This window comes from Shewanella sp. SNU WT4 (assembly GCF_006494715.1).
Classification (GTDB): Bacteria; Pseudomonadota; Gammaproteobacteria; order Enterobacterales; family Shewanellaceae; genus Shewanella.
This window is the reverse complement of the sequence record NZ_CP041151.1, coordinates 1,968,988-1,981,681: the sequence shown is the minus strand read 5'-3', so window position 1 is coordinate 1,981,681 and position 12,694 is coordinate 1,968,988. Positions and strand designations below refer to the sequence as shown.

Sequence of the window (12,694 nt, the reverse complement as noted above, 5' to 3'; positions counted from 1 at the left end):
CCAGATACTACACAAGCCACTTAATGTGGCTTGTGTGCCTTTATGGTTAATTAGCCAGCACCCATCAACTGTGATAGCTTTGTTGCCGCAAAGTAATTAATCATCAGCATCATCGTAAAACCAATAACAAACTTATGATCTGATGTATAAACCCATTGATGCCCTACAAGGACTTAACCATGAAAATCACCTATCTTGCCGCCAGCATAGGCTTAGTGCTACTCACCAGTGCTTGCAGCCAAGAGTCAGCGACTACAGGTATGGCTCAAACTCAAGTACCAACAGCGCAGTCAAGCCAAACGGTTACTGAACAAAATCCATTTTTCGCGCCTTACAACACTTATTTAGAAATTCCAGACTTTAGCAAAATTAAGCCAGAGCATTATCTGCCAGCGTTTGAGCGCGCCATTGGCGAGCAGCAAGCTGAAATTAACGCCATTATTAACAATAAAGAAGCGGCCAGTTTTGCTAACACCATAGAAGCAATGGAGTTTTCAGGAAACTTACTGGCTAAAGTGCAAGGGGTGTTTTTCAATTTAACCAGTGCTGATACCAATGACGAGCTGCGCGCCATCTCTAAACAGGTGTCGCCACTATTATCTGCCGCCAATGATGACATTATGCTCAATGATGCGTTATTTCAGCGCGTTAACGCTGTTTATCAAGCACCAGACCCAAGCTTAACCCCTGCCCAACAAAAGCTACTGACTGATACTTATCAAAGCTTTGTGCGCGGCGGCGCCAATTTAAATGAGCAAGACAAAATTAAGCTTCGCGATTTTAACCAACGTTTAGATAGCTTAAGCTTGGAGTTTGGTGACAACTTACTGGCCGAAACCAATGCTTATGAACTTATCATCAGCAAAAAAGAAGATTTGGCCGGTCTTCCTGCCAACGTGATTGCGGCGGCGGCCGAAACTGCCAAGCAAAAAGGGTTAACCGACCAGTGGATATTTACCACGCAAAAACCGTCTATCACCCCCTTTTTAACTTATGCCGATAATCGCGAATTACGTAAGCAAATTTTTGAAGCCTATGTTGCCCGTGGCAATAACAACAATGCCAATGATAACAAACAAATTTTAGCGACTATGGCCGCCCTTAGGGCTGTGCGCGCGGCGTTACTTGGCTACCCAACACACGCGCACTTGGTATTAGAAGAACGAACGGCTAAGACCCCTGAAAATGTTTACAGCTTACTAAACAAGGTGTGGCCCGCCGCCCTTGCACAGGCTCAGGCTGAAGTTGCGACCATGCAGGCGCTGATTAATGAGCAAGGCCAACATTTCACCTTAGCCGCTTGGGATTGGGATTATTACGCCGATAAAATTCGAGTGGCCAAGTATGCCTTTAATGAGCAAGATACCCGCCCTTACTTTTCATTAGAAAACACACTGCAAGGCGTATTTTATACAGCCAATAAGCTATTTGGCATTACGGTTAAAGAACGTCACGACTTGCCTAAATATCATCAAGATGTACGCACCTTTGAAGTATTTGATAACGATGGCAAATTATTAGCCATTTTTATGGGTGACTATTTCATCCGTGACAGTAAGCGCGCTGGCGCGTGGATGAATGCCTATCGCCCTCAATATCAAATGAATGGCGACACTTCAGTGCCCATCATAGTCAATGTGCTCAATTACCCTAAAGGCGCACCTGGTGAGCCAAGCCTACTGACCTTTGATGAAGCCAGTACCCTATTCCACGAATTTGGCCATGCGCTCCATGGCATGTTATCAAACGTGCAATATCGCTCACAGGCGGGTACCGCAGTCCCCCGTGACTATGTGGAATTTCCATCGCAAGTCATGGAAAACTGGATGACTGAGCCCGAAGTATTAGCGCAATTTGCTAAGCATTATCAAACGGGTGAAGTTATCCCTACTGAGTTAGTCGCAAAAATTCAAGCGGCCAGTAAGTTTAATCAAGGCTTTGCCACCGTTGAATATATGGCCGCCACTAAGCTTGATTTAGACTGGCATACGCTGACCACCCCTAAGCCGCAAGATGCCGCTAAATTTGAAGCCGAGTCGCTGGCTAATATGGGGCTCATTAAGGAAATAGTCCCTAGATATCGCAGTACCTATTTCTCCCATATCTTTGCCGGCGGCTATTCAGCAGGTTATTACAGTTATCTCTGGTCTGATATCTTAGGCGCTGATGCCTATGAAGCCTTTAAAGAAAACGGTATTTTCGATGAGAAGACAGCGACAGCATTCCGCCACTATATTTTATCCCAAGGTGGCAGCGCCGATCCTATGATGCTCTACCAGCAATTTAGAGGTAAAGAGGCAGGTATTGAGCCGCTGCTGCGTAGTCGCGGTTTATTAGCGCACTAGGTATACAGCCCAGCTAATTCTGACTAGCTAATACAGCCGAGCCTAAGCTTAATGCCGATCGTTTTAAGTAGTTGAACGATCTTTCAAGGGCTTCATAATCAGCCGCAACCTAAGTTGCAGCTGATTTTTTTATGTCTGAATTTTCTAAAGAGCTACTCGTTACCGCTGAATTTTTCCAAGCGCAAGATATTGATGTATTCGCCAAACATGTTCCCATGGATTGGGTGGCTGAGGCTGTGCAACAAACTGGCAGGGCCTCGCTTCGAACCCGCCGTTTCCCTGCAGAGCAAGCTGTTTGGTTGGTTCTAGGCATTGGTTTGATGCGTAACCGCTCGATTCAGCAAGTCTGTGATACGCTCTCACTGGCATTTCCCGACTCCAAGGGGGAGCTCCCGCCACTGGCGACCAGTAGTATCATCAAAGCCAAAGAAAAGTTGGGTTCAGAGCCCATGCGTTATCTGTTCAAAACAACCGCTGCACAGTGGGAAACACAGTGCGAATTTGATGAGATAGCGGGATTGAAATTGCTCAGTGTTGATGGGACGTATTTTAAGACGCATAACACTGAAGAAAACCATCACTTTGGCTTTGCACAAAGCACGGCTTCTTTTCCCTCTGTGCTGGCGGTCACCTTAATGTCTACTCGTAGCCACTTACTTTCTGATGCGGCTTTCGGGCCTGTTACCCACAGTGAAATTCACTATGCACAGCAATTGGTTGGCTCAGCTCCCGAGAATTCGCTCACGTTGTTTGACCGTGGGTTTATGTCTGCCGAATTGCTCATCAGCTGGCAAGAAAGCGGTGCAAACACCCATTGGTTAACCCCGATAAAGTCTAAGACCCGCTATCAAATTATCGAGTCATTCTCAGAGTATGACCATCTGGTTGAGATGCCGGTATCACCCCAAGCTAAACAGCAAGCGCCTTATCTGGGGGAGAGCTGGCAAGCCCGCCTTATTCTTATTCCGTCACCCAAAGGTGATATCAAAGGGTTTATCACGTCCTGCCTATGCCCCAACAGCTATCCAGTGAACGATTTACTCAAGGTGTATTGGCAGCGATGGGAGATAGAGAGGGGTTATAGTGAGCTAAAGCAATATCAACTGGAAAATAAACCAGTCCTGCGCAGTAAGAAGAAGGATGGGGTGTATCAAGAATTATGGGGGATCTTAACGACCTACAATATTGTTCGGCTAGAGATGGCCGCAATGGCAGTGCAGCATAAAGTTGAGCCACAGAGGATAAGTTTCATTAATGCCCTGTTTTTAATACAGGATGAGTTTGGTTGGAGTGACAGAGGGAGTCCGGGAGCGATCCCACAGCACTTAAAACGACTGAGGGAAAATGGCAAAAGGTTGATTTTACCCCCAAAGAGGAAGCGGCCCAGCTACCCGCGTGTGGTGCTAAAGAAAACAGTGAAATATCCAAGTAAAAATGCCACTCGCTCTTAAGCGAGTGGCATTAAGCCTAAGCTCGGCTTTCTTGTGGGAGAAATCAGCCAAGTTAACTCTGTCAGTCAAAAACCATTGGCTGCGGATAATAAGATACAATGGGCTAAGTGATAATCCGCTGGCTCCTCATGCTCACTGTAAGTGCGTGCAAGGTGTTGGTTTAGTCTGTGTACTGAGTTTTTAAATGCGTCTTGATAAATTTATATGTAAAAGCACTGAGTTGACCCGCGCGCAGGCCACCAGCCTCATTGCCGCCGGTAAGATTGCCGTTAATGGTGAATATCCAACCTTGGCATCGATGCAAGTGCATGAGAATAATTGCATTACTCTTAATGGCGAGCGCCTTATTGCGCGGCCATCGCGCTATATCATGCTGCATAAGCCTGCAGGCACTTTATGCTCCAATGTGGATGGCGATTATCCGAGTGTATTTAATTATTTAAACTTACCGAACAGCAGTGACATGCATATTGCCGGGCGACTTGATGCCGATACCACAGGCTTAGTGCTCATCACTGATGATGGCCGCTGGTCATTTAAAGTATTTAACCCGCAGTTTGTGTGCGAAAAAATTTACCGCGTTGATCTGCGTGACCCACTTGATACTGATGAATTTCTGCGTATTCAAGTGCGCTTTGCTGAGGGACTATTACTCCCAGGGGAAACAGCCGATACCTTAGCAGCCAGTATCCATATGCTCACGCCTCGGCAAGTATTACTTAGCATTAGCGAGGGGCGCTATCATCAGGTTAAACGTATGTTTGCCTTCATGGGCAATAAGGTAGTAGGCCTGCATCGACAGCAAGTAGGCGCCATCAGCTTAGATATAGCGCCCGGTGAATGGCGCCACTTAACCCCAACAGAAGTGGCGTCAGTATTTTGCGATACTGACTAATAGCCTCTAAAAATCATAGAATCAAAAAAGCGCCACTAACGGCGCTTTTTTGATGAGAACAACAATAACCGACTGATTTCGCTTAGATTTATTACTTAGCTTTTGACTTGGCTGTGGGTTTGGTCATAGCTGGCACTATGGTGGCAGGATCAAGCCGAGTATTAAACCAATTAAGGCGCCAATCTAAATGTGGCCCAGTGGAGCGCCCAGTGGAACCTACCAGCGCTATCACCTCACCTTGTTTGATGCTTTGCCCAACGTTAACAAGAAGCTTATCTAAGTGTAAAAAGGTGGAATTAACGCCATTGCCGTGATCTACTATCAAAGTGCCGCCTGAGTAAAACATATCAGGAACCGCTAACGTCACTACGCCATCTGCTGGTGCCATGGCTTTAGTGCCGCGCGGCGCCGCAATATCAACACCAAAATGAGGACGCCCCGGCTCACCGTTATAAACTCGCTGCGAGCCATACACGCCAGAAATGCGCCCTTGCAGTGGCCACATAAACTCGCTCACAAAGGCCATGCCATCGCTATCTATCGCGCGCGCGCGGTTAACTTGCTGACTATCTAATGTCGCCCGCGCGACATCTTTAGGATCTGGCTGCATGATTTTTTTAGCAATCCCAGTCACTTGTTGTATTTTGTATTGCCGCGGCGTTAATTGCAGCACTTGTTGCTGCCGGCTATCGGTACCTACTTGCGGTGGCAATTGCCAACTAAGGCTATGTTCAAGCTTGGCATCACGGTCAAAACCAAAGGCAAAGTAGCCTTGCCCATTTACTTTTACCGCTTGCTCATCTAACCAGAGTTTGGAACCTGCGGGCAGTTGGCCTCGAACTAAGGCGCCTGGTGTTAATTGCCCCCATAAACACAAACCTTGCGTTTGTAATTGCGGGTAAATCGCCTGATGCGTGGGACAATGGCTCGTGGGCGCCGTGGCAGTTGCGCTCATAGATATAGCGCCAAGCGGCAGTAAGGCTATTGAAAGCAGTAAACAACGCACGTTAGTTATCATGATTCACAATCCTTTGGTAACAACTCGATCCGCCTGTTTATCAATATGAGTCAGGCTATGGTTAGCAAGACTTAACCAGGCTGAATCGAGCCTAATCCTACATGTTATTCAGTCACAAAAATCGCGCCCTTGCCCACGCCTTCATAGGCAATCACACGCACTGTTTTTTGTAATTCTGCCGCTAATTGGCTGGCAATAAATTGCGCTAATAATTCAACCGTAGTGTCATGGGGGATAATCTCACACACCTCTTTTGGCATAGCCAATTGGAAATCGCCTTGGGGCGCTTGGTAATGAAAACCTACATGGCTGCTATCGCTAATGGTGTTAGCCAAGCTTGATAACGCAAGCTGCGCTACTGGGCATACATCTTCAATTGAACCTAAGTAAATATCTTGCCAACGCTTAGCCCACTTAGCCTCTAATGCTGTGTCTGCTTTGCCATCCACAAAAATTTGCACTGGGCTGCGGTGACCATGGGCAATACGCTGACAATTACCGTCATGCTTTTTCAAGCCATGACTGTAATGATAAAAAGGACGGTCTAACACTTCAGCCCTAAGGGTTAAACTTATGCCTTCCACATTGTCTGGTAATACTTGAGTTAAAGCGGCGATTAAAAACTCATTTACGCTTTCATAATCAATGATGTCGGTTGGGATCATTGCAAAGGCTTCGGCCGGACAAGCCAAGTGAATCGTGCCTTGCTCAGTGGTGAAATCTAACCACACACGCTCGCCTTGTGCTGTCACCTCACAAGCACTATTGGCCATAGGCACCAATAAACGGTGATCGGCTATCGCATCAATAGTGTGTTTAATGGTGCGTTTTACCTTAGCAAAATCGAGCACCATGCTTTGTTCATCTAGGCCACCGTTAAGAATGACATCCACAATCCAACTTTCACCCACCATGCCGCGCTTGGGGCACAAATACGAAAAGTCGATAACCGTCAGATCGTTTACGAATAATTGCATAACATCTCCAGCAGAAATACAGTCTGCGTTAGTAATGACACTTTAGTGTCTAGGCACCACAGGTCTGGACGCCTGCGTGCAAAAATAGCGCTATGATAAGCGCAAAGTCTGTAACAGCTAACTAAGGTTTATTTTTTGTGATTACGCATGTGGCGTATGGCTAAAATGAGCAAGCCTAGGCCAGCGCAAAATAACAGTAAGTCGATAATATAATTCATGGGTGGCTCTATGCGTAAAAAAGCCATTATAACTAAGCTTGGCTTAGGCCTCTATGCAATTATTTAAGCCAGGCATTGAGCCCATTTACGCCTGCAGCAATACCCATAAAATCACGCCCGCAGAAATAAGGCAGCACACACTGATAAGTTTAACTATGCCGCCATTGACTCTTGCTGAGTTATGGTTGGAGTGAGAGTGACTAATGCCGACACTATCGCCTACAGTTTGAGCAACGCTATGGCCGTGATAATAGCCTTCATGGCCAAAACGCCACTGATGCCATAACAACCAAATACCCGCAAGGCCCTGATTAAGACTGATAAACATCAGTAAGCTAAAGCTTTGAGAAAAGGATAACGCATCAAGGCCTAAGGCCAGCAAGATAACGCTGGCCGTGGCTTGAAAACAGACACTGATAATGACACTGCTAGGAAAAGCTGATGCAATTAACGCTTGGCTTAGTCGAGTTTGGTTTAGTTGAGGTTGGCGACTTAAATAAATCACCGCACTCATACTCAACAAGGTTAAAAGCGCGCAAATCAATAACAGTGGTTGCATAAGCGTCCTAAAAATTGGCCATCTGCCAATATTCTAGTCGCTGCTTGGGATCAGCTAACACTTGCTTGCAACTATCTTTGTATTTCGCCATTAAGCCGCCAAGATTAGCACTATCTTTTAGCTCAAGTATTTGCGCTTGTTTCGCCGCAACTAACTCAGTTGCTAATTGCTCAGGCGCTAAATATTGCGCCGCTAATTGCTTAGCTTGCTGAGATGAGCTCACTAAGCGCTCGGCAACCGCTTGCATTTGCGGGGCATCCATAGCCGCTATCGCTTCACTGCTAATATCATAATAACTGGCGCAGTTAAGTAATTCAGCCGTATAGGCTTTTTCGGCGGCATTGATTGGCGCCTCTGCAAATGCACTATTTACCATAGTCATATAAACCAGAACACTGGATGCCACCATGAGTGACCTTTGCTTACGCTTCATAAAATTTCCTTTTATATCAATAACTAGCTCTAGTTTATTTATATGTCCAATTGGTAGTGATAATAATGATTATCACGCCTAAACCCTAAGGTCTCATATAAGGACTGCGCCTTATAATTAGTGCTCGCAGTTTCCAAGGTGAGACGCTTGCAACCTTGGTTAATGCCAATTTCAATTGCTGTCGCCATCAGCTTGCGCGCTACGCCTTGGCCTCGCGCCGACTGAGTGACGAATAAATCATTGATGATTAAAAACTCGCTCATATCTAATGACGATAGCTGCCAATACATCTGTAAAAAGCCTAGCCCTTCACCTTTGTTATTTTTGGCGATTAGTATGATGGAGTCTTGACGGCTTAAGCGCTGCTCAATAAATGCTGTCACCGCCGCCATATCATCGCCTTGCTCATAATATTGGCGGTATTCATTAAATAACTGCGCCACGGCGACTAACTCATGACTATCAGCACGGATTATTTGGCTGTTCATATCGCTACCCATCTTGCTTGCCATTAGTGCGCCCGAACCTATCCCTTATGTATGGCTTCGACGCGCTTGCATCTGCCGCCATTCAGAATCTAACACTGAGTAAATGACCTGATCGTGAACTGTGCCATCTGCAAGAATTCTATGATTGCGTAATACCCCATCTTGCTGCGCCCCAAGACTCACGGCTAACGCTCTGAGGGCTTGATGGTGCCAAAAGGTTGCAAATTCTACGACTATGGCGCGTTTATCACTAAAGGCATAATCCATTAATAATAAAGCGACTTGTTTACTGAGCTCAGTGTCTCCTAGCTTTGGTTCACCTAGCTCTGGTTCACTTGGAATGGGGTCATCAACATCAGGCAAAGCCGCAAGGGGCAAGTCTTCTAGTTGTAATCTTGCTCTGAGGTTGGTTTGGCTCCAGCGATTGATAGCCACCCAAGCAATAATCTGGTCTGAATTGGTAGAGGCATGTCTAAGGCGCACCGCAAAATGCTGACTGCTGTTGGCATTATCACTGAGCAAAGCCTGCTCAAACCAAGCATCAAACTCACTAACGCTAGGTAAACCTGTATGCCACAGCGGATGTTTACGCTCGCGAGCATTAAGGAGCAAAGCAGGCTTGTGCGCAGCCGTTAATGGCTCTAGCGCGACATAGTCACCCATTACATGATTAGTTTGCATCTATCACCTCGCATTGCACAGTTAACTGGCATAACGGCATTATTAATGGGTAGCGCTATTGATTACTGGCGCTATCAAATTAGTATCGCCATAAGTTAGTAATTAGTAGCGCCATGGGTGCGGCCAATACTTACGCAAAAACTTAAATTACAAGTAACCGCCAACACTTAAATTACAAGTAACGGGTAAATTCAGCGCCAGAGCGCGTGGCCTTAATGGGGCTGACTACCATAGGTGTGCCTACATATAAAAAGCCGACGATTTGATCTTGCGGCGCTAAACCTAAGGCATGATTAATCTCAGAATTAAAAGCTAAATCACCACTGCGCCAAATAGCGCCAAGGCCTTGGGCAAAGGCGGCTTGCTGCATCGCCATACACGCACAACCGGCGGCTAATTGCTGCTCTAATTGTGGCACTTTAGGGTGCAGTTGATATTTACTCACGACCACTATCACCATAGGTGCGCGCTGCGTTAAGCCTGCGGTGCGCTCTAATGTGGCGTCATCGGCGCCTTCGCTGCGTTTAGCTGCCACAAAAATATCGCTAAGGCGCTGCAAACCCGCGCCACTTGCCACAATAAATTCCCACGGACCAAGAGCCCCATGATCAGGCACTCTCACCGCAGCATCGAGCATTAAGTCTAATTGCGCGGCAGTGGGAGCTGGATGAGTTAATCGCGGACACGATTGGCGGGTTAATAACAGTTCAGTAGCGAGCATAACAGCGACTCATGTGGGACAAGATGCGGGTATTGTATCAAGCAAAACGTGATTAATGTCAACGTTTTATGAAAATGGTGAATTGAATCACCCCGCATTGATATAGCTAAGTTGCAGCGCGCTAGTCATTAGCTCAGACAATATACATAGGCAATCAATACAACCAAGCAGTCCGATGGAAAAGGCGGTGATGTTAGACCTCTCATCACCGCCAGCAGACTTACTTAAAACATATAATTAGCGCGAACATAATAGAAACCACCATTAATTCCCATAGGCGATGTCGATGGATACAAGGCACCCACCACTCCTGACCATGGGTTTTCATCCGGTGAATTATCAAACAGATTATTAGCGCCAACCGATGTGCTAAAGGCTTCATTCCAGAAATAGCTCATTTCAAGGTCAACTGTTACTTCGCTGCCAGCGTAAATAGGTAAATCGCCACCAGCATCTAAGTGATCTTCATAGTAATCACCATAATAGTTAACCCGCATCAGTGTATTAACATCACCATATTCATAAATGGTGGTGAAGTTTGCTCGCTGCGCCGGTAAGTTATCTTCCAGCATTTGCACTTTAGCGGCGTTAATGTTGGCAGGGTTATAGCTATCGACTTGAGTATCAGTCCAGTTATAGGCGAGTTGGAACTTAGTATCGCCGCCTAAAATCTCCATGTTGTAGTTCATCACGACATCTACGCCTTGGGTAGTCGTATCAAAGTCATTGGTGAAATACTTAACGCTAGAAAAACTGGTGGCATCATTCACGCCTAAAGCGAGCAAGTCATCAATGTCATCTAAGGTTAATTCCAGTGGTGATGTCTGACTAATGCGGTCTTTAAGCTTGATATTAAAATAATCCACCGTCATATATAGGCCGTTTTCAAATTCTGCCACGGCGCCAAGACTTAAGTTAACCGACGTTTCTGGCTCAAGCGGCTCCCCCCCTTTTTGAATAGAGATGGGGTGAGTCGGTGGCAAAGTAGCTTGATCTTCTAAGCCATTAGCAGTGAATGCGGTCGTGACGTTACGCACGTTACTTTGACCAACTGTAGGTGCTCTAAAGCCAGTGCTGGCCGCTGAACGAATCGCCCAAACCTCAGAAATCGAGTAATGGGTGGAAACTTTACCATTGACCGTTGACCCAAAGTCACTGAAGTCTTCATAACGCACCGCGCCTGTCAGCAACCAGTCTGGGGTCGCATAAAACTCCATGTCCACATAGGCTGCAATGTTTGAGCGAGACCATGAACCGGAATCTTGTGGCTTAAATCCAGGGAAGCCGTTTGAGCCGATGCCAAACCCTTGGTTAGCTAATGGTCCGACTTCGAAAGAAGCCGGATCGCCATTTTGAATTTCAAAGGTTTCATAGCGATATTCAAGGCCAGAGGCGAAGTTTATCGGCTCTTCCCAACCGTCCACCAGCAACTGCTTAGTGACATCAAAATTATAGGTTTGCTCTAACTGGGTATAAGCGCCGGGCTTAAAGCTTGTGGGTGAAGCAGGGCCTAACGATGGATTGATAGTGTTATAGATACTGTATTCAACATCTGAGTAACCATAACTGGCACTCAGATCGTAATTCCAATCGCCCTGCCACTGCCCTTCAGTGCCAAGAGCAAAAGCTAAGTCATTAATCTTGCCGCCAAATCTTGGGGTAAAGCCACCTGGGAATATTTCATTAAAAGCAAAACAGTTAGGGTCGGCCGCCACTTGCTTATACGCGTCGCTGTTTAACACGTTGCTGCCAGTAAATACCACTGGGCATGCGATACCATCATTTGGGGTTAAATCCCCCACCAATAAGGTAGGCGCTAAGATAGGTTTACCATCACTTCCTATTTGCCCGGTTGGCTTCATGCCACCATCATTAACGCCGCCGCGATTATGGGGATTACGATAATAAAAGCCGCCGTCGATATCGCGCTTCGCATAATTTATCCACATGTAGGCTTTGTCTGTGTCATTTAAATCCAGACCAAAGTTGCCTAGTATCTTTACATCAGATTTTACTTCTGGGGTGCCCCAAACCTGTGCGGGATCTATGATAAACGGGTTACCTGCCGCGGCTAATCCAGCCGCATCGTCACGCTGTACACTGCGAGAAGTTGAGTCTTGAGTGCGATATTCCATGGAAAAGTTAGCAAAACCATTTTCAGATAAGGCAAAACCTTTATTGCCAGAAAACTGCCAACCAGCGCCGTCGCCTTCATAGAACTGGCCATAACGAGTTTCGACACTGCCGCCTTGCGGGGCATCTTTGAGTACAAAGTTAAGTACACCGGCAATGGCATCTGAGCCGTATTGCGCAGCCGCGCCATCGCGCAATACTTCCACTTGCTTTAATGCCGACACTGGAATGTTTGAAATATCTGGGCCTTGGGAGCCATCAGACAGTCCGCCACCTAAAAAGGTGATCACAGCGCTGCGATGACGCCGCTTACCGTTAACTAATACCAAGGTATGATCGGCAGCTAAGCCGCGTAAGTTGGCTGGGCGAACGAGGGATGAGCCATCATTAATAGGTTGATCGTTCACGTTAAACGATGGCGTAACACTGCTCAGCAGAGATTTAAGATCGGTATTGCCTTGTCGCACAAATTCTTCTGCACCAATAATATCAAGCGGCACAGGTGAATCCGTGACTGAGCGCGGCGCCGCGCGGGTGCCGACCACGGCAATTTTTTCAATATTGGCATCACTTGCACTATCACCACTCGTTGCTGACATAGCCACAGTCGGCAGCGTTCCCCCTAACATAGCCCCCACCACAAACATTGCTTGATGCAACTTACTGTATTGGTATTTCATAGATATTTTCCCAATTATTATTATTAAAATAGCCTTGGTATCTTTAGTGAAAGCTAAAGATACCCACTAGTAATAACTGGAAAGATAACAACTAT

The 12,694-nt window shown here is 46.4% G+C and carries 11 protein-coding genes; 3 read left to right on the top strand and 8 right to left on the bottom strand.

The genetic code is table 11. From position 1 onward, the window contains the following. Positions 1-179: 179 nt before the first annotated feature. From FJQ87_RS08855 to FJQ87_RS08845, 3 genes are all read left to right on the top strand, one after another. The gene (locus tag FJQ87_RS08855) at positions 180-2,345 is read left to right on the top strand and encodes a M3 family metallopeptidase (protein ID WP_140932322.1); all 2,166 of its coding nucleotides are present in this window, start codon (positions 180-182) and stop codon (positions 2,343-2,345) included. 131 nt (positions 2,346-2,476) lie between these two features. After that, complete coding sequence (locus tag FJQ87_RS08850; protein ID WP_140930149.1) at positions 2,477-3,796, top strand: IS4 family transposase; 1,320 nt, start codon at positions 2,477-2,479, stop codon at positions 3,794-3,796. Between the two features lie 184 nt (positions 3,797-3,980). Continuing rightward, positions 3,981-4,691 carry a pseudouridine synthase gene (locus FJQ87_RS08845; protein ID WP_140932321.1) on the top strand — a complete coding sequence of 237 codons (711 nt, stop codon included), beginning with the start codon at positions 3,981-3,983 and terminating at the stop codon, positions 4,689-4,691. Between the two features lie 91 nt (positions 4,692-4,782). On the opposite strand, the gene FJQ87_RS08840 is transcribed toward FJQ87_RS08845, so the two are convergent. The 8 genes from FJQ87_RS08840 to FJQ87_RS08805 form a co-directional block, all read right to left on the bottom strand. Then, positions 4,783-5,709, bottom strand: coding sequence for a M23 family metallopeptidase (locus FJQ87_RS08840; protein ID WP_240778881.1), 927 nt, complete (start codon positions 5,707-5,709; stop codon positions 4,783-4,785). Positions 5,710-5,813: 104 nt separating this feature from the next. Then, positions 5,814-6,686 carry a 6-carboxytetrahydropterin synthase gene (locus FJQ87_RS08835; RefSeq protein ID WP_140932320.1) on the bottom strand — a complete coding sequence of 291 codons (873 nt, stop codon included), beginning with the start codon at positions 6,684-6,686 and terminating at the stop codon, positions 5,814-5,816. Positions 6,687-6,989: 303 nt separating this feature from the next. Then, positions 6,990-7,463, bottom strand: coding sequence for a hypothetical protein (locus FJQ87_RS08830; protein ID WP_140932319.1), 474 nt, complete (start codon positions 7,461-7,463; stop codon positions 6,990-6,992). A gap of 7 nt (positions 7,464-7,470) precedes the next feature. After that, positions 7,471-7,896: a hypothetical protein gene (locus tag FJQ87_RS08825; RefSeq protein WP_240778880.1), complete on the bottom strand. Its 426-nt coding sequence runs from the start codon at positions 7,894-7,896 to the stop codon at positions 7,471-7,473. A gap of 38 nt (positions 7,897-7,934) precedes the next feature. Then, on the bottom strand, positions 7,935-8,384 hold the full coding sequence (locus FJQ87_RS08820; protein ID WP_168195166.1) for a GNAT family N-acetyltransferase: 450 nt from the start codon (positions 8,382-8,384) through the stop codon (positions 7,935-7,937). Between the two features lie 45 nt (positions 8,385-8,429). Continuing rightward, the gene (locus tag FJQ87_RS08815; protein ID WP_140932317.1) at positions 8,430-9,065 is read right to left on the bottom strand and encodes a GNAT family protein; all 636 of its coding nucleotides are present in this window, start codon (positions 9,063-9,065) and stop codon (positions 8,430-8,432) included. 172 nt (positions 9,066-9,237) lie between these two features. Beyond that, complete coding sequence (locus FJQ87_RS08810; protein WP_140932316.1) at positions 9,238-9,786, bottom strand: NAD(P)H nitroreductase; 549 nt, start codon at positions 9,784-9,786, stop codon at positions 9,238-9,240. Between the two features lie 224 nt (positions 9,787-10,010). Further along, positions 10,011-12,599: a TonB-dependent receptor gene (locus FJQ87_RS08805; RefSeq protein ID WP_140932315.1), complete on the bottom strand. Its 2,589-nt coding sequence runs from the start codon at positions 12,597-12,599 to the stop codon at positions 10,011-10,013. Positions 12,600-12,694 lie beyond the last annotated feature (95 nt).

Bases quoted from the DNA above. Each gene is read 5' to 3' on its own strand.
- FJQ87_RS08855 (WP_140932322.1), top strand. From the start codon at position 180: ATGAAAATCACCTATCTTGCCGCCAGCATAGGCTTAGTGCTACTCACC.
- FJQ87_RS08850 (WP_140930149.1), top strand. From the start codon at position 2,477: ATGTCTGAATTTTCTAAAGAGCTACTCGTTACCGCTGAATTTTTCCAA.
- FJQ87_RS08845 (WP_140932321.1), top strand. From the start codon at position 3,981: ATGCGTCTTGATAAATTTATATGTAAAAGCACTGAGTTGACCCGCGCG.
- FJQ87_RS08840 (WP_240778881.1), bottom strand. From the start codon at position 5,709: ATGATAACTAACGTGCGTTGTTTACTGCTTTCAATAGCCTTACTGCCG.
- FJQ87_RS08835 (WP_140932320.1), bottom strand. From the start codon at position 6,686: ATGCAATTATTCGTAAACGATCTGACGGTTATCGACTTTTCGTATTTG.
- FJQ87_RS08830 (WP_140932319.1), bottom strand. From the start codon at position 7,463: ATGCAACCACTGTTATTGATTTGCGCGCTTTTAACCTTGTTGAGTATG.
- FJQ87_RS08825 (WP_240778880.1), bottom strand. From the start codon at position 7,896: ATGAAGCGTAAGCAAAGGTCACTCATGGTGGCATCCAGTGTTCTGGTT.
- FJQ87_RS08820 (WP_168195166.1), bottom strand. From the start codon at position 8,384: ATGAACAGCCAAATAATCCGTGCTGATAGTCATGAGTTAGTCGCCGTG.
- FJQ87_RS08815 (WP_140932317.1), bottom strand. From the start codon at position 9,065: ATGCAAACTAATCATGTAATGGGTGACTATGTCGCGCTAGAGCCATTA.
- FJQ87_RS08810 (WP_140932316.1), bottom strand. From the start codon at position 9,786: ATGCTCGCTACTGAACTGTTATTAACCCGCCAATCGTGTCCGCGATTA.
- FJQ87_RS08805 (WP_140932315.1), bottom strand. From the start codon at position 12,599: ATGAAATACCAATACAGTAAGTTGCATCAAGCAATGTTTGTGGTGGGG.